General features: G+C 67.7%; 26 protein-coding genes. 8 read left to right on the forward strand and 18 right to left on the reverse strand.

Translation table 11 applies throughout. The annotated features are described in order from the left end of the window. Window positions 1-15: 15 nt before the first annotated feature. The 9 genes from KTR9_RS19405 to KTR9_RS19445 form a co-directional block, all read right to left on the reverse strand. Window positions 16-318 carry a WXG100 family type VII secretion target gene (locus tag KTR9_RS19405; protein WP_010842179.1) on the reverse strand — a complete coding sequence of 101 codons (303 nt, stop codon included), beginning with the start codon at window positions 316-318 and terminating at the stop codon, window positions 16-18. Between the two features lie 45 nt (window positions 319-363). Further along, the gene (locus KTR9_RS19410; RefSeq protein WP_014927790.1) at window positions 364-687 is read right to left on the reverse strand and encodes a WXG100 family type VII secretion target; all 324 of its coding nucleotides are present in this window, start codon (window positions 685-687) and stop codon (window positions 364-366) included. Window positions 688-805: 118 nt separating this feature from the next. Next, window positions 806-1,669 (reverse strand): ESX secretion-associated protein EspG, encoded by an 864-nt coding sequence (locus KTR9_RS19415; RefSeq protein WP_014927791.1) that lies wholly within the window; start codon window positions 1,667-1,669, stop codon window positions 806-808. Beyond that, window positions 1,666-2,724 carry a PPE domain-containing protein gene (locus KTR9_RS19420; protein WP_014927792.1) on the reverse strand — a complete coding sequence of 353 codons (1,059 nt, stop codon included), beginning with the start codon at window positions 2,722-2,724 and terminating at the stop codon, window positions 1,666-1,668. The genes KTR9_RS19415 and KTR9_RS19420 overlap by 4 nt, the downstream gene beginning before the upstream one ends. 73 nt (window positions 2,725-2,797) lie before the next feature. Further along, a complete protein-coding gene (locus KTR9_RS19425; protein WP_014927793.1) occupies window positions 2,798-3,109 on the reverse strand; it encodes a PE domain-containing protein in 312 nt (103 codons plus the stop codon). Then, complete coding sequence (locus KTR9_RS27625) at window positions 3,106-4,434, reverse strand: hypothetical protein (protein WP_014927794.1); 1,329 nt, start codon at window positions 4,432-4,434, stop codon at window positions 3,106-3,108. The genes KTR9_RS19425 and KTR9_RS27625 overlap by 4 nt, the downstream gene beginning before the upstream one ends. 14 nt (window positions 4,435-4,448) lie before the next feature. Then, a complete protein-coding gene (locus KTR9_RS19435) occupies window positions 4,449-4,757 on the reverse strand; it encodes a type VII secretion target (protein WP_014927795.1) in 309 nt (102 codons plus the stop codon). Between the two features lie 58 nt (window positions 4,758-4,815). Continuing rightward, window positions 4,816-5,127 carry a YbaB/EbfC family nucleoid-associated protein gene (locus KTR9_RS19440; protein ID WP_014927796.1) on the reverse strand — a complete coding sequence of 104 codons (312 nt, stop codon included), beginning with the start codon at window positions 5,125-5,127 and terminating at the stop codon, window positions 4,816-4,818. Between the two features lie 8 nt (window positions 5,128-5,135). Continuing rightward, window positions 5,136-5,516, reverse strand: a complete 381-nt coding sequence (locus KTR9_RS19445) for a hypothetical protein (RefSeq protein ID WP_010842187.1) — start codon at window positions 5,514-5,516, stop codon at window positions 5,136-5,138. 370 nt (window positions 5,517-5,886) lie between these two features. On the opposite strand from KTR9_RS19445, the gene KTR9_RS19450 reads away from it, so the two are divergent. Next, window positions 5,887-7,518 carry a MinD/ParA family ATP-binding protein gene (locus KTR9_RS19450; protein WP_044507118.1) on the forward strand — a complete coding sequence of 544 codons (1,632 nt, stop codon included), beginning with the start codon at window positions 5,887-5,889 and terminating at the stop codon, window positions 7,516-7,518. Between the two features lie 22 nt (window positions 7,519-7,540). On the opposite strand, the gene KTR9_RS19455 is transcribed toward KTR9_RS19450, so the two are convergent. After that, on the reverse strand, window positions 7,541-8,167 hold the full coding sequence (locus KTR9_RS19455; protein WP_044508128.1) for a DedA family protein: 627 nt from the start codon (window positions 8,165-8,167) through the stop codon (window positions 7,541-7,543). Between the two features lie 245 nt (window positions 8,168-8,412). Here KTR9_RS19455 and KTR9_RS19460 point away from each other — a divergent pair, with 245 nt between their 5' ends. The 3 genes from KTR9_RS19460 to KTR9_RS19470 all read left to right on the forward strand — a co-directional run bounded on the left by KTR9_RS19460 (window position 8,413) and on the right by KTR9_RS19470 (window position 10,787). Continuing rightward, window positions 8,413-9,489, forward strand: coding sequence for an alpha/beta fold hydrolase (locus KTR9_RS19460; RefSeq protein WP_014927802.1), 1,077 nt, complete (start codon window positions 8,413-8,415; stop codon window positions 9,487-9,489). 34 nt (window positions 9,490-9,523) lie between these two features. Further along, complete coding sequence (locus tag KTR9_RS19465; protein WP_014927803.1) at window positions 9,524-10,066, forward strand: hypothetical protein; 543 nt, start codon at window positions 9,524-9,526, stop codon at window positions 10,064-10,066. 82 nt (window positions 10,067-10,148) lie between these two features. Then, entirely contained in the window at window positions 10,149-10,787 is a 639-nt protein-coding gene (locus KTR9_RS19470) for a TM2 domain-containing protein (RefSeq protein WP_014927804.1), read from the forward strand. Between the two features lie 114 nt (window positions 10,788-10,901). On the opposite strand, the gene truA is transcribed toward KTR9_RS19470, so the two are convergent. The 8 genes from truA to infA all read right to left on the reverse strand — a co-directional run bounded on the left by truA (window position 10,902) and on the right by infA (window position 15,715). Beyond that, complete coding sequence (gene truA, locus KTR9_RS19475) at window positions 10,902-11,840, reverse strand: tRNA pseudouridine(38-40) synthase TruA (protein WP_044507120.1); 939 nt, start codon at window positions 11,838-11,840, stop codon at window positions 10,902-10,904. Further along, window positions 11,797-12,429, reverse strand: a complete 633-nt coding sequence (gene rplQ, locus KTR9_RS19480) for a 50S ribosomal protein L17 (RefSeq protein WP_010842197.1) — start codon at window positions 12,427-12,429, stop codon at window positions 11,797-11,799. Before rplQ ends, truA begins: the two co-directional genes overlap by 44 nt. A gap of 81 nt (window positions 12,430-12,510) precedes the next feature. After that, window positions 12,511-13,563: a DNA-directed RNA polymerase subunit alpha gene (locus tag KTR9_RS19485; RefSeq protein ID WP_010842198.1), complete on the reverse strand. Its 1,053-nt coding sequence runs from the start codon at window positions 13,561-13,563 to the stop codon at window positions 12,511-12,513. An 82-nt stretch (window positions 13,564-13,645) separates the two neighbouring features. Continuing rightward, the gene (rpsD, locus tag KTR9_RS19490; RefSeq protein WP_010842199.1) at window positions 13,646-14,251 is read right to left on the reverse strand and encodes a 30S ribosomal protein S4; all 606 of its coding nucleotides are present in this window, start codon (window positions 14,249-14,251) and stop codon (window positions 13,646-13,648) included. A gap of 24 nt (window positions 14,252-14,275) precedes the next feature. Then, complete coding sequence (gene rpsK / locus KTR9_RS19495; RefSeq protein WP_004023536.1) at window positions 14,276-14,683, reverse strand: 30S ribosomal protein S11; 408 nt, start codon at window positions 14,681-14,683, stop codon at window positions 14,276-14,278. Continuing rightward, a complete protein-coding gene (gene rpsM, locus KTR9_RS19500) occupies window positions 14,683-15,051 on the reverse strand; it encodes a 30S ribosomal protein S13 (protein ID WP_004023537.1) in 369 nt (122 codons plus the stop codon). Before rpsM ends, rpsK begins: the two co-directional genes overlap by 1 nt. Window positions 15,052-15,262: 211 nt before the next feature. Continuing rightward, entirely contained in the window at window positions 15,263-15,376 is a 114-nt protein-coding gene (gene rpmJ, locus KTR9_RS19505) for a 50S ribosomal protein L36 (protein WP_005207978.1), read from the reverse strand. A gap of 117 nt (window positions 15,377-15,493) precedes the next feature. Continuing rightward, entirely contained in the window at window positions 15,494-15,715 is a 222-nt protein-coding gene (infA, locus tag KTR9_RS19510; RefSeq protein WP_004023539.1) for a translation initiation factor IF-1, read from the reverse strand. A 249-nt stretch (window positions 15,716-15,964) separates the two neighbouring features. Here infA and KTR9_RS19515 point away from each other — a divergent pair, with 249 nt between their 5' ends. The 4 genes from KTR9_RS19515 to dtd are packed head-to-tail and all read left to right on the forward strand — an operon-like array spanning window position 15,965 to window position 17,968. Further along, entirely contained in the window at window positions 15,965-16,309 is a 345-nt protein-coding gene (locus KTR9_RS19515; protein ID WP_014927806.1) for an iron chaperone, read from the forward strand. Between the two features lie 27 nt (window positions 16,310-16,336). Next, the gene (locus KTR9_RS19520; protein WP_014927807.1) at window positions 16,337-16,729 is read left to right on the forward strand and encodes a phage holin family protein; all 393 of its coding nucleotides are present in this window, start codon (window positions 16,337-16,339) and stop codon (window positions 16,727-16,729) included. Continuing rightward, complete coding sequence (locus tag KTR9_RS19525; RefSeq protein WP_010842202.1) at window positions 16,726-17,475, forward strand: SIMPL domain-containing protein; 750 nt, start codon at window positions 16,726-16,728, stop codon at window positions 17,473-17,475. The genes KTR9_RS19520 and KTR9_RS19525 overlap by 4 nt, the downstream gene beginning before the upstream one ends. 43 nt (window positions 17,476-17,518) lie before the next feature. Next, window positions 17,519-17,968, forward strand: coding sequence for a D-aminoacyl-tRNA deacylase (dtd, locus tag KTR9_RS19530; protein WP_014927808.1), 450 nt, complete (start codon window positions 17,519-17,521; stop codon window positions 17,966-17,968). Window positions 17,969-17,980 lie beyond the last annotated feature (12 nt).

Consider the following 17,980-nt stretch of genomic DNA (forward strand, 5'->3'; position numbering starts at 1 on the left):
GGGATGGTCCGTCGATCAGACGAGACCGCGGAAACCCGTGCCGATCGCGGCGTCGGTGTCCTGCATGACGCGGCTGGCGTTGGTGACACCATGCTCGAGCGAGGTCAGCGAGTCACGGGACTGGGTGAAGATCCGATCGAATGCGCCCTGCGCGTCGACGTAGGCGGCTTTCGCCTGCTGCGAGTTCCAGTTTCCGTCGAGTGCGGCGACCTGCGCCTTCAGCTGGGTGTTGAGGTCCTCGAGCCGGGTGAAGGCAGCCCGGAGGCCGCCGCTGAGATCGCCGAGAGCGGCGAAGTCGTAGTTGATCGAGCCGTTCATGGTGGTTCCTTTCGCAGAACGTGAAGTGCGGGATGCGGGCCGGTGTCAGACGCTGGTGTTCAGTCCGCGCGCCGCCGCCGCGTCCTGGTCCTCGTATCCGGCGAAGCCGTTGGTGAGCTGGGTCTTGATCTGTTCGAGCAGCTGGTTCATCGTCAGCGCGGCCTTGTTCCAGTCGGTGTGCGTACCGTCGAACGCGACACCGGCCGAGCCCTGCCATGTCGGCGTCGCATTGCCGGCGTGCTGGGCGATCTGATTGATGACAGCCTTCATGTCCTCGACAAGACTGCCTACCTTGGCTGCGGTGGCCTGTCCGTCCGCGACGTTCACGGTGACGCCGGCGCCGCCGCCTGCTCCGGGCAAGTTCAGCATGAGTGCTCCTCCTGTGTAACGGCACCGTTTGGCGATGCCCCCGTTGGTATCCGTGACACAGATACCCCTGACAGTTGATTCCCGCGGCGGTCTGTTCCGCGGAATCCCCCGATGCGGATCATGGCATCCATTTCCCGTCGGGCAGGGTCTCTATCAACAGGCTGATCGCCTGTGCGATTCGATGACCCGTTCCCGGCGAGAAGGTGGTCCACACCCGACCGTCCGGGGACTTGCTGGGACTGGACACGATTCGACCCCGTTCGGTGTCGAAAATTGCCACAGCTCCAGAAGATTGAGCGAATCGTCCATCCTCGTTCATCGAGGCGACGATCTCGGTGCGCGTCCGGCAGGACGCGAAGGCGGCCGACACGATGGCGGCGTCGGCCGGGTTGGCGCCCAGCGCGTGCAGGGCGTCGGTCGTCTCGACGCCGGTCCGGCACCGTCCGAGCCTGTCGACGACATCGGCGGACGGAGCCGAGAAGGCTGTGAAGTCGGCCGGCGACGCCTCGTCGGATCCGGATGAGGCGAATTGCGCTCGAACGGCAGTCGCGAGCGCGTCGACGTCCGGGACATCGACGACCGTGACGTCGACGCGAGAGCCGGTCCGCGCCGCGAGTACGTGGTCGTGACCGTTGCGCGCCAGACAGATTCGTCGGACGAACCCGTCGGAGTAGGAACGGATCTCGATCTCGCGCTGCGGTTGTGCCAGCACGCGCAGCACCGTGGAGGCCCACGGGGTCGGTTCACCGTGCTCGACGAGGTCGAGCGACGCGATCGTCGCGTCTGCGTCTGCGTCTGCGTCGGCTTCGGCTTCGGCTTCGGCTTCGGCGAGTGCGCCGGATTCCGTGTCGGCGCCGGGAACCTCGCCGAGGTCGCCGAGGTCGAGGACGACCGGCCAGGTCTGGACTCCGAAACGTTCGCCGAGCCTACGCAGAATCGCGGCGTCGAACGCCATCCCGGCGTCGTACGTCACGGGCATCATCGGTGTTCACCCGGGGCGCCGAGCATCAGTGTCTCCGACAGATATCGCGGATCGACGTCGGCGTGGCCGCCCCTGTCCGGGGCCGAGACATAGTGCGCGGCAGGGCGATCCGACGTGGCCAGGTCGGCCCACGTGGCCCCCTGTTCGGTGGATTCGGTTGCCGAGGACGTCGACTCGTCAGGCGAGTCGAGATCGGCGGCGTCCGCGCTGATCGTGCGGACGACCGCCCCGCGGTCCGCGGTCGCGACGCCCGGGGCCACGGGCGGTGGCACGCCGGGACCCGAGCCGGGTGCCGACGTTACCGGTGCGCCGCCGGGAGTCGTCGTGGCCACCTGCGGTTGGACGCCGGCCACGATCGTCGGTGCGTACCTCAGCTTCTCGGGCGGTGGTGTGAACACTCCCCCGACGCCCACGGGCATCGCGGCGATCGGCGGCGCGGTGGACACCGGAGCCGGAGGTGGTGCCGACTCGCGCGTCGCCGCCGCCTGTTCGGCCGCGAGTGCGTCACCGGACACGAGCCCCGGTGCCGGCCGCGCCGATTTCCATGGCGTGGCGACCGGTTCGGTGGCACTCTCATAGGTCTGCATCACGCGTGCGGCGCGCATGCGTTGGTGCGCGACCGCACGCTCGGCCTGGGCGGCTGCCCCGGCGATGATGGGAGCGATCGCGGTGGCCGTGGTGGCAATCGTGTGGAGCTTCTCGACGACGTCGACCTCGGCGAGGTCGGGCATGTTCAGGCGTGCGACGGTGATTGCCGCGGCCTGGGATTCGGCACGCGCGGCATTCTCGACCGCCTCGGACGCGACTTCGGCGAACCACGGTGCCAGCCGTGTGAGCTTCTCGAATGCCGCACTGGAGTGCGCGGACTGCCAGTGCACGCCGAGGCGTGCCAGTACCGCGGTGAATTCGACCCCGGCCTCCCCGATCTCGGTCGCGAGGGCCGCCCACGCCATACCGGCCTCCGCCAACGGTGCGGGGCCCGGGCCGGCACCAAGGTCGGCGGCCAGTTGTTCGGTCGGACGTGCGTCCCAGTTGACTCCGGTGAAACCGATCACGAGTGCCTCCCTTCGGGCGCCGGTGCGATGTCGGTGGCGAGCGACGTTGCTGAGCGGGTGGTTCTGACGACGCCTACAGCGCCACTCGGAAGGCGTCCGACGCCTCGGCGTCGCCCTCGATGAAGCCGGCAGCCTGTGCACGCAGCACGGCCGCGATCTTCCGCATCTCGAGAACGCCGGTCGCGGTGTCCTTTTCGAAACTCGCGGCAACCGCACTGAAACTCGCCGCGGCCGCGGCCGACACCTCGTCGCGGCCCTGCGCCGCGACCGTCAGCGAGCGGCCGGCGCCGGTGAGCGCCAGTTCCAGACGATCCGCGATCCGGTCGAGGTCGCTTGCCGCCGAGATCAATTCGGCGGGTTCGACGCGGAGTTGCGAGCTGCTCATACTTCCTCGTTTCGTTTCGGACCGGGCACACCCAGTCGGAGTTCGATGTCCGGACTCGGATCGCTCTCGGCAGCTTCCTCGTAGCCGATGACCGCCGGCGCGACCTCCGGCGAGTCGCCGACCACGCGGCGGCCGTTGTCCTCGGTGACGAGATAGTCGGGTACGGCGTGCTGATCGTCCGACGCGCCCGCGCCGCGGGCTCCGGCCGCGCCCATCGGGGCACCGCCCATCGGCATCGCCGCGGGCGTCGCCGTCATCGGCCGGGCGCTCGACGCGCCGCCGAGCGCGGGTTCGGAGAGCGAGAAGTTCGTCGGGACGGTCGGGCGAGAAGCGCTGAGCGGCGTCATGACTCCGCCGACGCCGCCGATGCCGCCGCCACCACCGCCACCGCCTCCCCCACCGCCGCCACCGCCGCCTTTGGCTTTCGGTGTCAGCGCTGCCGGGACAACGGCGGACGACTCGTGGTCGACGTTCAGCATCTTGCTGATCGGTTGCATGAGGGAGGTCGGCAGTTCGGTGGCCGTGGACATGGCCGGCGACACGACGTCGAGAATCGAGCTCGCCAGCGTGAACGGAGATTGTCCGGCGCCGGCGGTGGGTGCACCGGTGACCGCGACCGGCGCCCCGTTCACCGCCATCGCGGTTGTCGGGCCGAGTAGCTCCGCCCGTGTGACTGCGACCGCGGCGGTCGCCTGAGACAGTCCGATGGAGGCGAATCCGGCCGCGGCCGCGAAACCCGCACCGACTGCCGGTGTCATCATCATCGGGACCGCCATACTGGTGATCTTCGCGATGGTGGCCGCAATGATCCCCTGCACCACCGCGAGTCCTTTGGCGACGATCGCGGCGGCGGTCTTGGTGTCCAGCGAGATCCCCGATCCCTGCGTCGCCAGAGCCGAGCTGTTGGCCCCTGCCTCGGCGGTCTTGGCGCCGGCGCTGACCGCGCCCTGCCCGGTCCACAGCTGATCGGCGAGCTTGAGGGCACTCTGCCCCATCGTCATCGATGTCTCGAGCACCTTGGTGAGGCTCTCGAAGATGATCGTCGGATCGAAGCCCCCGCCGGAGAGATCACCCGTGCCGAATCCGCCCAGCAGATCGGTCATGGGTTTGATGAACATGTCGAGATTCGGCGGTTGCAGCGGAGGCAGGCCCGGCATCGGCGGCAGCGGCGGCAGGACAGGAAGCGGCGGCAGCCCCATCCCGCCGAGCACGTCGGCGACGGTTCGGTCCAGGATCGGCCCGAGGGGCGTCGCCTCGATCATCTGTTGGACCGTCATGTGATTCAGCGCCGGCACATCCGGGATACCCGGCAGTGGTGCCGGCATCGGCGGTGGGACCGTCACAGCACCGAGCGGATCGCCGCGGCGCTCGAGGCGTCAGTGCCCTCGAACTCGGCGAGGCCCGCGGCAGTCGACGCGGCCGTGGCGGCGTGTACGGCGGCGAGTTGTCCCACCGACATCAGGTGACTGGCCTGCGCCGCGATGAACGCGGCGAGGAACTCCTGACCGATGAGTCCGAAGACGGGAACCATCGCCGCGGTGTTGGCCGCGGCGTCGATGGACCCCGCGGTACCGACGGCGGTCGCCATCGCGGCATTCGTGGCGGCGAAGCCCTCGAGCACCTCCGGCGTCACCTTGACGTTCGTCATTCTCGAACCCCCTCGTGGTTGTCAGTCTGATGGAACGATCTTGTATCGGCCGGGTCCGTCATTCGGCCGGACGAGCGGCCAGCATGTCGCCGAACGATTCGTTGAACTCCTCGGTCACCGCGGCGATCCGGGCGTAGACCTTCTGCGCGGCCAGGGCGGCGGTCGTCACAACCTGGTCGGCGAGGCGGCTCGCGCCGAGTTCGTTGGCGCCGTGGGCGAATCGCAGATCGACGAGCGCGCCCTTTCCGTCCACCTCCGCGGTGACCAGTCCGTCGGCGGACGTCTCACGCACCGTGATGGCACGCAACTTCTCCTGGTAATCGTGCAGGCCGTCGAGCTGACGCTGCGCGCGCGCCTCGAGTTCGTCCATTGCCCAGTTCATCGCTGCAACCACGACGCGGGTGCGTCGGCTTCCTCGTCGTCGCGCCATTCGGCTCGCGCGAGATCGTCCGGACGCGGCAGCTGCATCTCCTGCACGAGGTCACGGTCGATGCCGGAGGCCAGGAGGTTCTCCCGAAGTCGGATACCGGCGGACATCGCCGCCTGCTGACACAGCCGAAGGATGTCACCGGCGAGCAGCGCCGGGTCCTTGTCGAGCTCGGACGGCTCGATACGGACCGCAACGGGCAGTCCCTGTGCGGTGGTCCGGACGCCGAGGCCGCCGGATCGGGACCGTGCGGTCGTGAACTCGTGCATCACGGCCCACGGGTCGCCGGCGTCACCGTCGACGGAATCCCGAGGATCATCGGAGTAGGTCATGGAAAGCTGCACCCCCTTCACGCCGAATAAGACGCAGCCGGGGCCCCTTTCGGTTCCATCGAATTCTCGTTCGATGGAACCAGACCTCCCACATGCGGATCCGTGAAGATCCGCGCACCCCGCTGCGCACATGTGTGGAGTGCCTGATACTGCCATACTCGCGTGAACGCCACCACACCAGCGATGCGGGATGCCAAACGTGTGCGGTGAGACGGTCTGTGGATGTCGTCCGGACCTGGACCGCGGCCTTCGGTAGACTCCCGCAGGACGCAGCCGGGGTTGATCGACAAACGGGGTGGATTCGCTGCTCGCCTCGCCGAACTTGCAGCTACGCGATCGGCGCCCGGCCGCTTGACCAGAGGATTCCCCGATGACGTACGAGAACTCCACGAGGCCCGACCGAACAGGGCCCGAGGGCCCGAATGCCGATGCGCCGGCCCCGCCGCCGTGGCTGCAGTTCGCGCCGCCGCCCGCCGATCCCGGCCCGCCGCCACAGTTCCAGGCGTCTGCTCCTCCGTATGGCAGCGGATCGCCGGCCGGCCGGCCGGCACCTCCACATCCAGACGTCGACACCGACCCCGTACCGCCGATGTCCGATCAGCCCGCGTCCCCGCCACCGCCGACCGGCGCATTCGGCCCGTCGATGCACCCCGGGGCTGCGCCCACCGATCCCCGTCCGGCCAACGGGACCGTTCCGCCGGAGTTCCGTCCCGAGGTCCCACCGGCCACCAATCCCACCGCTCCCCCGTGGCCGCCTCACGTACCCCCGGGCCCCAGATCGGATCACTTCGGCCCAAACCAGTTCGGCCCAGACCAGTTCACCGGCCCGGCACCGACGCCCGGAATGTCGCCGCACCACGTCGACCCACGTTTCGCTCCACCCGGTTCACCCGTGCCCGCCCCGCATCCCGGCGATCCGGGGCCGGCTCATCAGTCGGTGCCGCCGACCCCGGTCGGTCATCAACCGCCGCCGCACGCCGGTCCCGTGCCGGTGGGACCAGGCCCCGCGCCTGCCTTTCCCGGACAGCCGATGCAGCACGGATACGGGCCGCCTCCCGGAGGCCCGTCGCTCGACGAGGTGGCCCTGATCCGCAAGGCTCGTCGCGCACCGAGCCGCGGGTGGCGCCGGGCGGTGCACACGCTGTCGGCCGGCGCCATCAATCCCGGTGAGTCGCAGGGCGACATCGAATTCCAGCAACTGCTCGAGCGGGTGAACCGACCGGTTCGCGGGGACTACCGCATCGCCGTGCTGTCCCTGAAGGGCGGCGTCGGCAAGACGACGACCACAGTCGGTCTCGGCTCGACCTTCGCGTCGTTGCGCGGTGACCGCGTGATCGCCGTCGACGCCAATCCCGATCTCGGCACTCTCGCACAGCGGATTCCGCAGCAGACCCGGTCGACGGTCCGCGACCTGCTCGCCGACGAGAACGTCTACCGGTACTCCGATGTCCGGGCACACACCTCGCAGGCACCGAGCCGTCTCGAAGTCCTTGCCTCCGAACGAGACCCGGCGATGGCCGAGGCGTTCAACGAGGAGGAGTACCGCGGCGTCATCACCGTGTTGCAGCGCTTCTACAACATCATCATCACCGACTGCGGTACCGGCCTGAGCCACTCGGCGATGAACGGCGTCCTCGACCTCGCGAACACGATCATCCTCGTCAGCTCACCGGCTCTCGACGGTGCTCGCAGCGCGGGGGCAACCCTCGACTGGTTGGAGGCGCACGGGTTCGGACACCTCGTCTCGCGCGCCGTCGTCGTCCTGAGTTCGTCGCGGCCGGGTTCGTCGACCATCGACACCGATCAGCTTGGCCAGCACTTCCTCACGCGATGCCGCGCCGTCCACAAGATCCCGTTCGACGACCATCTCGCCGAGGGCGCGGATGTCGATCTGGAACTGATGTCGAAGCCGACCAAGCGGTCGTTCGTCGAACTCGCGGCGACCATCGCCGACGACTTCTCCGGCGGACCCGGATATCGGGAGGAGCCGTTCCTCCGGTGACCGGCGCCTGACTCCGGCCGTCTCAGGACGCCCCGGCCCGCCGGTCTCGGCGCGCCGTCCGCCATCGCCGCGCCAGGTGGATGAACGTCGGCACGACGATCGTGAGCACCGAGGCGATGATGAAGATCTCGATGTTGTCGCGGATGAGGGGGACGTTGCCGAGGAAGTAGCCGAGCAGGATGATCCCGGCGGCCCAGGTGAAGCTGCCCAGCACGCTGAAGAGGGTGAACGTCCGGTGCGACATCCCGCTGAACCCGGCGACCAGCGGGGTCAGCGTGCGGACGATCCCGATGAACCTGCCGAAGAACACGGTGAGTGGCCCGAAGCGGTCGAAGTAGTGGTTCGTCTTCGCGAGGTACTCCGGCCCGATGGTGCGCATCAGCTTGCCCTCGACCACGCTGCGACCCACACGTCGTCCGATGAAGTAGCCGCACTGGTCGCCGAGGATCGCTGCCAGCGGCACGGCGAGGCACAACAGCCAGAGTGGTGCGAACGGCTCGGGCTGCGCGGCGAACACACCTGCGGTGAAGAGCACCGAGTCGCCGGGGAAGATGAACCCGACGAGGATGCCGGTCTCCACGAAGATCAGCACGCAGAGACCGATGAGGCCGCCGGTGGCCACGAAGGACTCGATGTCGAAGGGATTCATCGAATCCAACAGTAGTGTCGTGGCCGGTACGTCGAAGTCCCGCGGCGCCGCGACGCGCAACGCGTCGCCGAGCATTCAGTTCCCGGTAACCCCCCGTCACCACCGCCGCGTCCGGACCCGACGCGCACGACGGCCGAGGATGCGGTTTACTCGACCCCTGAGGCGTACAACGGACGTTGCTACGTACCGGCCCGTCGCCGACACGCGATCTGCCAACCGCACGAGCGACACCGAGGGGAGAGACAGTGCCCACGAAGCACCGGGATCCGTCCCCGAACACGACTTCCGGTCCGACGCTGCGTCCGGTGTCCGACACCGACGTCCGCATCGAGTACCACACCATCCACGGCTACCGCCGCGCCTACCGGATCGCGGGCAGCGGTCCCGCCCTGCTGCTCATCCACGGTATCGGCGACAATTCGTCGACCTGGGACGAGGTCATCCCGATCCTGGCGCAGCACTACACCGTCATCGCGCCCGATCTCCTCGGGCACGGGCACTCCGACAAGCCTCGCGCCGACTACTCGGTGCCGGCCTTCGCCAACGGCATGCGTGACCTCCTCGTCGTCCTGGGGATCAGCAAGGTGACGGTCGTCGGCCACTCGCTGGGCGGCGGCGTCGCGATGCAGTTCTGCTATCAGTTCCCGCGCTTCGTCGAGCGACTCGTCCTGGTCGCGGCAGGCGGGGTCACCCGCGACGTCAATCCGGTCCTGCGTCTGTTCTCGCTGCCGGTCGTTCCGCAGGTGCTGTCGGTGCTTCGCGTCCCCGGTGTGGTCCCGGGTCTCACGACGCTCGCGAAGGCGATCGTCGCCGCACCGTTGCCGTCGGTGTTTCCCTCTGCGGCGACACCCGCGCATCTCCTGGCCGACCATGAGGACCTCATGCGGGTTCTCGGCGGGCTCGCCGACCCCACCGCGTCGGCGGCTTTCCTCCGCACGCTGCGCGCGGTCGTCGACTGGCGGGGACAATCCGTGACGATGCTCGACCGCTGCTACCTCACCGAGCGACTGCCTGTCCTGCTCGTGTGGGGCGACCAGGACATCGTGATCCCCTACCACCACGGCGAGCTGGCGCATTCGGCGATCCCGCACTCCGAATTCGAGACCTTCGCCGGCTCCGGGCATTTCCCGTTCCACGACGACCCGGATCGGTTCTGCCGGATCGTCATCGACTTCATCTCACGGCACGCGCCGGTGGAATTCGACCCCCTCAACTGGCGGCATCTGATGTCCGAGGGCGCCCATCCCGAACAGTTCGTCGGCGACGACGACACGGTCGACGAAGTGCTCGAGGCCTTCGAAGACGAGCGCAACGCCACCTGACCCGAAACACACACGCGTATGCCACCATTGCTGGATGACCTACCCGGGTAGTGGCGATCACGGCACACGTCCGTTGCCGCACCAGCCGAATGCCTACGACTCCAGTCCTGGATTCGTGCCTGCCCCCGCCGACTACCCGGCTCCCAACCACTTCGCGAGCCCGGGTGTCTCTCCCGGGTACGGCTGGCCCTACCCCGACGCGGGCGCGGCGGCGCTGCCCGAACCGCCACTCGTGGTCATCGGAGACATCACCTGCACGCAGCACTACGTGATCACGCCGTCAGGCACGTTCCCGCTGGCGGGTTCGCACTGGGAGGTCACCGACATGTCCGTGTCCTCCGAACAGATGTCACAAACGGGCCTGGTGCTGGCGCTCGTCGGCTTCTTTCTGGTCTGCTTTCTGAGTCTGCTGTTCTTGTTGATGAAAGAACGGCGCACGACGGGCCACATCCAGGTACGGGTCCGGGGCGCGGGCGGCGCGATGCACGTCACCAACATCCCGGCGACCTCGCCCTGGGTGATGAGCGACGTGTCCGGTCGCGTGTACTACGCACGCCAACTGGCCGCCGTCGCATGAGTCGAGTCGCCTGACCGGCTGCCCGCCCACCCGTTCGACCCGAGCACGACGTTCCACCCAAGTCACGAGGAGGATCCACCCGATGACCACACCAGAGAACTCCGGCAACAAGCCCGACGATCCGTTCGTGAAGCAGCCACCACCCGCCGACCCGGCACCGACCTACGGCACCGACCCCGCCGCCGGGCAGCCGGGGAACACCGACTTCGGTACAGCCGGATTATCGCAACCCGGGTTCGAAAGTCCCCACTACGGCGACCAGCAGTACGGCAACCAGCAGTACGGGGGTCAGCAGTACGGGGCACCCCAGTACGGGGGCCAGCAATACGGGGCACCCCAGCAGTACGGAACACCCCAGCAGTTCGGGGCGCCGCAGGGCGGATACCCCGCGGCACCGGGCTACGGGTACGGCGGCGCACCCGACCCGACCGCGCCCTACGGCCGGGACCCGGCCACCGGTGAACCGCTGTCCGACAAGTCCAAGCTGGTCGCCGGCCTGCTACAGATCTTCCTCGGCAGCCTCGGCGTCGGCCGCTTCTACATCGGCGACAACACCACCGGCGCGATCCAGCTCGGCCTGACCATCCTCGGCTACATCACCGCGATCTTCATCGTCGGGATCTTCATCGTCTTCGGTGTCGCCGTGTGGGCGCTGATCGACGGCATCATGATGCTGACCGGCAACGTACGGGACAAGAAAGGTCTCAAACTCGGCAATTGAGCCGGGCTCCCCGCATCGAGCAGAACCGCCCCTGAAGCCCGCCCACCAGAGAGCCACGGCCGACATATCGTCGCCGGTCGGTTCCTAGAGGGCGGATTTCAGGGGCGGCGTGCGTCAACCCCCGCAGCAACCGATGGAGCCGCGCACGTCGCGGGTCACCGTGTTGCGTGCGGCGAGTTCGCCGTCGGCGGGATAGTCGACGCCGACCAGGCACAGCCCGCGGGCCTCGGCGACGGGGACCTGACTGCTGCGTTCCCGCTCATCGAGAAGTCCACGGCACCAGGCGATGTCGCGCCGGCCGTCGCCGACGCTCGCGACCGCCCCCACCAGCGAACGCACCATCGACCAGCAGAACGCGTCGGCGCTGACCTCACCGACGAGCACACCGTCGGCGTCGCGGGTCCAGGCGAACCGCTGCAGATCCCGGATGGTCGTCGCCCCCTCGCGCCGACGACAGAAGGCCGCGAAATCGTTGAGTCCCAACAACTCCGACGACGCGGCGTTCAGTGCGTCGACGTCGAGCGGCCGGCGCCAGGTGGCGGTCGTGCGTGCGACCACCGGCTCGGCACCCCACCGCGCATCGGTCAGCCGGTAGCGATAGTGGCGACGTAACGCCGAGAACCGGGCGTCGAAATCCTGCGGGACGACGCGCACCGCCCTCACTCGGACATCGTCGGGACACATCTTCGCGAGACGCCCGACGAGCGTCGCGGGGTCGCCGGCGATCGATCTCGTCTCCAGCGCCGACCGCGGGACGTCGGCGTGTGCGACCTGCCCCGTCGCATGGACACCGGCGTCGGTGCGGCCCGCCACGGTCAACCGCACCGGTACCCGCAGCACCGTCGACAACCTGGTCTCGAGCTCCTCGCAGACGCTGCGCTGACCGATCTGCCGTGCCCACCCGGCGAAGTCGGTTCCGTCGTAGGAGATGTCGAAGCGGAGACGACAGAACCCGCCGGCACCGGGATCCGGGCCGACGGGTTCGGTCTGCGATTCTCGAGTCAGTCGACTACTTCTTGTCACCGTCGACGTCGGCTCCGGCTGCCTCGGCATCGGGAGCGGTAGCCGCGGTCGACTCGTCGTCAACAGCCTCGGCCACGGCCTCGGCATTGGCGACCTCGGCATCGGTGGCGTCGGCCTCGACGGCCTCCACCACGTTCTCCGAGCCGTCGGTGGCCGCTGCGGTGTCGTCGCCGACGACCTCTTCGGTGGCGTCGAGCTTGTCCTCGGCGGCCTTCTTGGAGGCGGCGACGCGGGTCGCGCGGCTTGCCTCGCTCGAGGCGGTGGTCTCGCGCACCAGCTCGATCACGGCCATGGGGGCATTGTCGCCCTTGCGCGGCAGCGTCTTGATGATGCGGGTGTAGCCACCGGGACGATCGGCGAAGAACGGGCCGATCTCGTCGAACAGCGTGTGGACGACGTCCTTGTCACGGATGTCCTTCAGCACCTCACGACGGTTGGCCAGCTTGCCGGCCTTGGCGTGGGTGATGATCTTCTCCGCGTACGGACGCAGGCGCTTGGCCTTGGCTTCCGTGGTGGTGATGCGGCCGTGCTCGAAGAGCGAGGTGGCGAGATTCGCCAGCATCGCCTTCTGGTGGCTGGCCGACCCGCCGAGGCGGGCACCCTTGGTGGGCTTGGGCATTGTCTTCTCCTAGGAGGACCCCGCATCACTCGATGCGGAAGTCAGGGTTGGGCAGTGACAGCTACCGCCGCGTCGAAGCGACTACAGCTGCTCGGTCTCCGCGAAATCCTCACCGGAATCGGCGTCGAACGACGCGTCTTCCGACCACGTGCCGGTGGCCGGGTCGTAACCCGCGACCTGCGACGGATCGAAGCTGGCCGGGCTGTCCTTGAGGGACAGACCGAGCGCGTGCAGCTTGACCTTGACCTCGTCGATCGACTTCTGGCCGAAGTTGCGGATGTCGAGCAGATCCGACTCGGTCCGGGCAACCAGCTCGCCGACGGTGTGCACACCCTCGCGCTTGAGGCAGTTGTAGGAACGAACGGTCAGCTCGAGATCCTCGATCGGCAGGCTGAACGACGCGATGTGGTCGGCCTCCGCCGGCGACGGCCCGATCTCGATGCCCTCGGCCTCGACGTTGAGCTCCCGGGCGAGCCCGAACAGCTCGACCAGGGTCTTGCCCGCCGATGCCAGCGCGTCACGCGCACTGATCGAGTTCTTGGTCTCCACGTCGAGCACCAGACGATCGAAGTCGGTGCGCTGCTCGACACGGGTGGCCTCGACCTTGTAGGTCACCTTGAGCACCGGCGAGTAGATCGAGTCGACCGGGATGCGGCCGATCTCGGCACCCGACGCCTTGTTCTGCACGGCCGGCACGTAGCCGCGGCCCCGCTCGACGACGAGCTCGATCTCGAGCTTGCCCTTGTCGTTCAGGGTGGCGATGTGCAGATCGGGGTTGTGCACGGTGACACCGGCCGGGGGCACGATGTCGGCTCCGGTGACGGTGCCCGGACCCTGCTTGCGCACGTACATGGTGACCGGCTCGTCCTCATCCGAGCTGACCACGAGGCCCTTGAGGTTCAGGATGATGTCGGTGACGTCTTCCTTGACCCCGGCCACGGTGGTGAACTCGTGGAGCACACCGTCGATGCGGATGCTGGTGATGGCAGCACCCGGGATCGAGCTGAGCAGGGTACGACGCAGCGAGTTGCCGAGGGTGTAGCCGAAGCCCGGCTCGAGCGGCTCGATGACGAACTTCGAGCGGTTCTCGGCAAGGACATCCTCGGTGAGGGTGGGTCGCTGTGAGATGAGCATTTCTTGGATATCTCCTTTGGCCGACCGCTATATGACGGCCTCGAGGGTGAACCGAACAGCTGTTGCTGTCGGGCGGTGTGTCTTACTTCGAGTAGAACTCGACGATGAGCTGCTCGGTCAGCGGGACATCGATCTGAGCACGCTCGGGCACGCTGTGCACGAGGATGCGCAGGGTCGACGGCACGACCTGGAGCCAACCCGGAACCGGACGATCGCCGACGAGCTCCTTGGCGATCTGGAACGGGACGGTCTGCAGCGACTTCGGGCGGACGTCGATGATGTCGTACTGGCTGACGCGGTAGCTGGGCACGTCGACCTTCACACCGTTGACGGTGAAGTGACCGTGGCTGACCAGCTGGCGGGCCTGACGACGGGTCCGCGCGATGCCCGAGCGGTACACGACGTTGTCGAGACGGGTCTCGAGGATCTTCAGCAGTTCGTCACCGGTCTTGCCGTTGCGACGGTTCGCCTCTTCGTAGTAGCGGCGGAACTGCTTCTCCATGACGCCGTAGGTGAAGCGGGCCTTCTGCTTCTCCTGGAGCTGGAGCAGGTATTCGCTCTCCTTGATCCGCGAGCGGCCGTGCTGGCCGGGCGGGTAGGGGCGACGCTCGAATGCAGCGTCTCCACCGATCAGGTCGACGCGAAGACGACGAGACTTCTTGGTTGCGGGGCCGGTATAACGAGCCATGTTTCTCTGTTCCTCCCTTTCCCGCTAGACCCGACGCCGCTTGGGCGGACGGCAACCGTTGTGCGGCTGCGGGGTGACATCGGAAATGGTGCCGACCTCGAGGCCGGCTGCCTGCAGGGAGCGGATCGCGGTCTCACGACCCGAACCCGGTCCCTTGACGAACACGTCGACCTTCTTGACGCCGTGCTCCTGGGCCTTGCGCGCAGCGTTCTCGGCCGCGAGCTGAGCCGCGAACGGGGTGCTCTTGCGCGAGCCCTTGAAACCAACGTGGCCCGACGACGCCCAGCTGATGATGTTTCCGCTGGGGTCGCTGATCGACACGATGGTGTTGTTGAACGTCGACTTGATGTGCGCGTGGCCGTGCGGGACGTTCTTCTTATCGCGACGGCGGGTGCCCTTCTTCGGGCCTGCGCTACGTGACTTCGGAGGCATTACTTCTTCTTCCCGGCGATGGTCTTCTTCGGGCCCTTGCGAGTGCGGGCATTGGTCTTGGTGCGCTGTCCGCGGACAGGCAGGCCACGGCGGTGGCGCAGACCCTGGTAGCAGCCGATCTCGATCTTGCGACGGATGTCGGCCTGCACCTCGCGACGCAGGTCACCTTCGACCTTCACCGAGGCTTCGATGTATTCACGCAGCTTCGAGACGTCTGCGTCGGTGAGATCCTTGGCTCGCAGGTCCGGGCTGAGGCCGGTCCCCTCGAGGATCTCCTTGGAGGTGGTGCGCCCAACTCCGTAGATGTAGGTCAGTGCGATCTCCAGCCGCTTCTCGCGGGGGAGATCCACACCAGCAACACGTGCCATGTGGCGGATTTCCTTTTCGATTTCTCAGAGGTCTGCTCCCAGTCCGTCCCGCGAGCTGGTGCCGAACCGTATGTCCGGCCTCGTGGGCTCCGGCCTCTGATCCGGAGGTAGGCGGTGACGCGTCTGTCGCCGCTGGTGCTGGGAGGTCCTTGGATATTCAGTTGTCGATCTTCAGTTGTTCTGACTCAAGCGACCCGGAGGGTGCGCGTGATCAGCCCTGACGCTGCTTGTGACGCAGGTTCTCGCAGATCACCATGACCCGACCGTTGCGGCGGATCACCTTGCACTTCTCGCAGATCGGCTTGACGCTCGGCTGAACCTTCACGTCAATCTCTCCTGCTCGGCTCGCCCGCGCGCACGCCGAAACGGCCGCACACGTGGGTGTCGGTCTCCTCCCGGACGGATGTCCGAGAAGTTTGTCCCCGGCAACGCCGGGAAAGTCCTACTTGTAGCGGTACACGATTCGCCCACGAGCCAGGTCGTAGGGCGAGAGTTCCACGACGACCCGGTCCTCGGGCAGGATGCGGATGTAGTGCTGCCGCATCTTGCCGCTGATGTGGGCGAGAACCTTGTGTCCGTTTTCCAGCTCAATACGAAACATCGCATTGGGCAGGGGTTCGATCACTCGACCCTCGACCTCGATGGCCCCGTCTTTCTTCGCCATGTCCTCCGCGATTCCTGGCCGCGTCCGCGACATCTGATGATGCTGCGGCGGTTGGCCGGATTGAATCAGTGTTTGTCCGTTAGGGTGTGGGCACCGGTCCGCGAGGACCTGCACCCGGTGTACGCCGGCCCGGACCCACGTGCTGACACGCTGAGGCCCGGCACGCGATGCGCACCGACGGACCATGTTACGCGAACGAGCAGGCCAGGCCAAATGCGTGCTTCGCGCCACCGAGAGGGGCCGCCCCGGATGGGCACTGTCGACGATTATCTCGACGGCCTCGACCCCGCCGACCGCGACGTGATCGGCCGCATCTACGACGTGGCTCGCGGTACGGTCCCCGACACCGTTCAGGGCAAGGGATACGGAATGCCGGCCCTCACCTATCACGGGAGCCCGCTCCTGTCCGTGATGCGCACCAAGAAGCACATCGGGCTGTACCCGTTCAGCCCGGAGGCGGTGGACGCCGGACGGCCGCTCCTCGCCGGGTTCGACGTGGAGAAGGGCACCGTGCGTTTTCAACCCGATACCCCGCCGCCCGACGACGCGATCCGCGCGATGATGGCGTTCCGTCGCGATCAGATCGACGGATGAACGGACGTTGCTGGCAGACTGTCCGCCATGCTTGCCTTCCTGGTGCGTACCGTGCTCACCGCGGTGGCCCTGTGGGTCGCGACGCTGATCGTTCCCGGTATCGACTTCGTGGGCGGTTCGACGACCGCCGAGAAGGTCGGAATCGCGCTGGTCGTCGCCGTGGTCTTCGGTGTCCTCAACGCGATCATCAAACCCATCGTGCAGATCATCGCCATCCCCTTCTACATTCTGACGCTCGGGTTGATCCACATCGTCATCAACGCGTTGATGCTCGAACTCACCGCATGGATCACCCGCAACACCACACACTGGGGGCTGGAGGTCGACGACTTCTTCTGGTCGGCGATCTTCGGCGCGATCGTCGTGTCGGTGGTCGGCTGGCTGCTGGCGCTGCTGATGCGGGATCCGGTCGACCGATGAACGGCGCATCTCGCGGTGCGGCACGACGCCCCGCTCTCCGGACGATGTCGGCTCTCGCGGCCCTCGCCGCCGTGGTCTCGGTGGCGGCGGGGTGTGGCAGCGACACCGGCGGCGAACCACGATCGGTGACCGTCGTCGGGTCGGGACAGGTCAGTGGCGTACCGGACACCCTGCGTGCCGACATCGGTGTCGAGGCGAACGCGTCCGACGTCACGACGGCGCTGAACGAGACGAGCGCCAAGGTCACCGCGGTCACCGACGCGGTCGTGGCTGCCGGGGTCGAGCGCAAGGACGTCGCCACCCAGCAGGTGTCGGTGAACCCGCAGTACTCGAGTCCCGCCCCCGGCGGCTCGAGCCAGATCAGCGGATACCTCGCCACCAACACGATCCGGGTGACCATCCGCGACATCTCTACGGCGTCGACCGTGCTGAGCGCCGCCGCGACGGCCGGCGGGGACAACACACGCATCAACAACGTCGCCTTCGCCATCGACGACGACTCGGAGCTCCTCGAGAAGGCACGGGAGGCCGCGTTCACCGATGCGCGTGGCCGCGCCGAGCAGTACGCCGGTCTCGCCGGCGATTCCCTCGGCGATGTCCTCACGATCAAGGAGAGCACGAGCGGCCAGGAACAGCCCGTCGCGCCGGGCACGTTCGAGCGGGACGTGGCGGCGGCACCCGTTCCCGTCGAACCCGGCGAGCAGGAGCTCACCTTCACGGTCACGGTCACGTTCGCGCTCGACTGACACCGCGGCCCGTCCGGCGGTCGTGCCCTGACATCCTGGACCGATGCGTGCCGTTCTCCAGCGAGTCAGCCGAGCCAGTGTGAGCGTCGACGGCGAGATCGTGGGTGAGCTCGACATCCCGTCGGGCACGGCGGGCCTCGTCGCCCTCGTGGGTGTCACGCACGACGACACCGCCGACCACGCGCTCCGGCTCGCCGACAAGATCTGGCGGCTGCGGATCTTCGACGGCGGCGACGGGCCAGAACGAGCCGCCGCCGACCTCGACGCACCGATCCTCGTCATCAGCCAGTTCACGCTCTACGCCAACACCGCCAAGGGCCGTCGACCGTCGTGGAACGCAGCCGCGCCCGGCGCCGTCGCCGAACCGCTGGTCGAGGGGGTCGTCGAGGCATTGCGGGCTCTGGGCGCCACCGTGGCCACCGGACGCTTCGGCGCGCACATGGAGGTCGGTCTCGTCAACGACGGTCCGGTCACGCTCGTGCTCGACGTCTGAGACCGCCGGGAC

This window comes from Gordonia sp. KTR9 (genome assembly GCF_000143885.2).
Taxonomy (GTDB): domain Bacteria; phylum Actinomycetota; class Actinomycetes; order Mycobacteriales; family Mycobacteriaceae; genus Gordonia.

Bases quoted from the DNA above. Each gene is read 5' to 3' on its own strand.
- KTR9_RS19405 (WP_010842179.1), bottom strand. From the start codon at position 318: ATGAACGGCTCGATCAACTACGACTTCGCCGCTCTCGGCGATCTCAGC.
- KTR9_RS19410 (WP_014927790.1), bottom strand. From the start codon at position 687: ATGCTGAACTTGCCCGGAGCAGGCGGCGGCGCCGGCGTCACCGTGAAC.
- KTR9_RS19415 (WP_014927791.1), bottom strand. From the start codon at position 1,669: ATGATGCCCGTGACGTACGACGCCGGGATGGCGTTCGACGCCGCGATT.
- KTR9_RS19425 (WP_014927793.1), bottom strand. From the start codon at position 3,109: ATGAGCAGCTCGCAACTCCGCGTCGAACCCGCCGAATTGATCTCGGCG.
- KTR9_RS27625 (WP_014927794.1), bottom strand. From the start codon at position 4,434: ATGCCGGCACCACTGCCGGGTATCCCGGATGTGCCGGCGCTGAATCAC.
- KTR9_RS19435 (WP_014927795.1), bottom strand. From the start codon at position 4,757: ATGACGAACGTCAAGGTGACGCCGGAGGTGCTCGAGGGCTTCGCCGCC.
- KTR9_RS19440 (WP_014927796.1), bottom strand. From the start codon at position 5,127: ATGGACGAACTCGAGGCGCGCGCGCAGCGTCAGCTCGACGGCCTGCAC.
- KTR9_RS19445 (WP_010842187.1), bottom strand. From the start codon at position 5,516: ATGACCTACTCCGATGATCCTCGGGATTCCGTCGACGGTGACGCCGGC.
- KTR9_RS19450 (WP_044507118.1), top strand. From the start codon at position 5,887: ATGACGTACGAGAACTCCACGAGGCCCGACCGAACAGGGCCCGAGGGC.
- KTR9_RS19455 (WP_044508128.1), bottom strand. From the start codon at position 8,167: ATGAATCCCTTCGACATCGAGTCCTTCGTGGCCACCGGCGGCCTCATC.
- KTR9_RS19465 (WP_014927803.1), top strand. From the start codon at position 9,524: ATGACCTACCCGGGTAGTGGCGATCACGGCACACGTCCGTTGCCGCAC.
- KTR9_RS19470 (WP_014927804.1), top strand. From the start codon at position 10,149: ATGACCACACCAGAGAACTCCGGCAACAAGCCCGACGATCCGTTCGTG.
- truA (WP_044507120.1), bottom strand. From the start codon at position 11,840: ATGCCGAGGCAGCCGGAGCCGACGTCGACGGTGACAAGAAGTAGTCGA.
- rplQ (WP_010842197.1), bottom strand. From the start codon at position 12,429: ATGCCCAAGCCCACCAAGGGTGCCCGCCTCGGCGGGTCGGCCAGCCAC.
- KTR9_RS19485 (WP_010842198.1), bottom strand. From the start codon at position 13,563: ATGCTCATCTCACAGCGACCCACCCTCACCGAGGATGTCCTTGCCGAG.
- rpsD (WP_010842199.1), bottom strand. From the start codon at position 14,251: ATGGCTCGTTATACCGGCCCCGCAACCAAGAAGTCTCGTCGTCTTCGC.
- rpsK (WP_004023536.1), bottom strand. From the start codon at position 14,683: ATGCCTCCGAAGTCACGTAGCGCAGGCCCGAAGAAGGGCACCCGCCGT.
- rpsM (WP_004023537.1), bottom strand. From the start codon at position 15,051: ATGGCACGTGTTGCTGGTGTGGATCTCCCCCGCGAGAAGCGGCTGGAG.
- infA (WP_004023539.1), bottom strand. From the start codon at position 15,715: ATGGCGAAGAAAGACGGGGCCATCGAGGTCGAGGGTCGAGTGATCGAA.
- KTR9_RS19515 (WP_014927806.1), top strand. From the start codon at position 15,965: ATGGGCACTGTCGACGATTATCTCGACGGCCTCGACCCCGCCGACCGC.
- KTR9_RS19520 (WP_014927807.1), top strand. From the start codon at position 16,337: ATGCTTGCCTTCCTGGTGCGTACCGTGCTCACCGCGGTGGCCCTGTGG.
- KTR9_RS19525 (WP_010842202.1), top strand. From the start codon at position 16,726: ATGAACGGCGCATCTCGCGGTGCGGCACGACGCCCCGCTCTCCGGACG.
- dtd (WP_014927808.1), top strand. From the start codon at position 17,519: ATGCGTGCCGTTCTCCAGCGAGTCAGCCGAGCCAGTGTGAGCGTCGAC.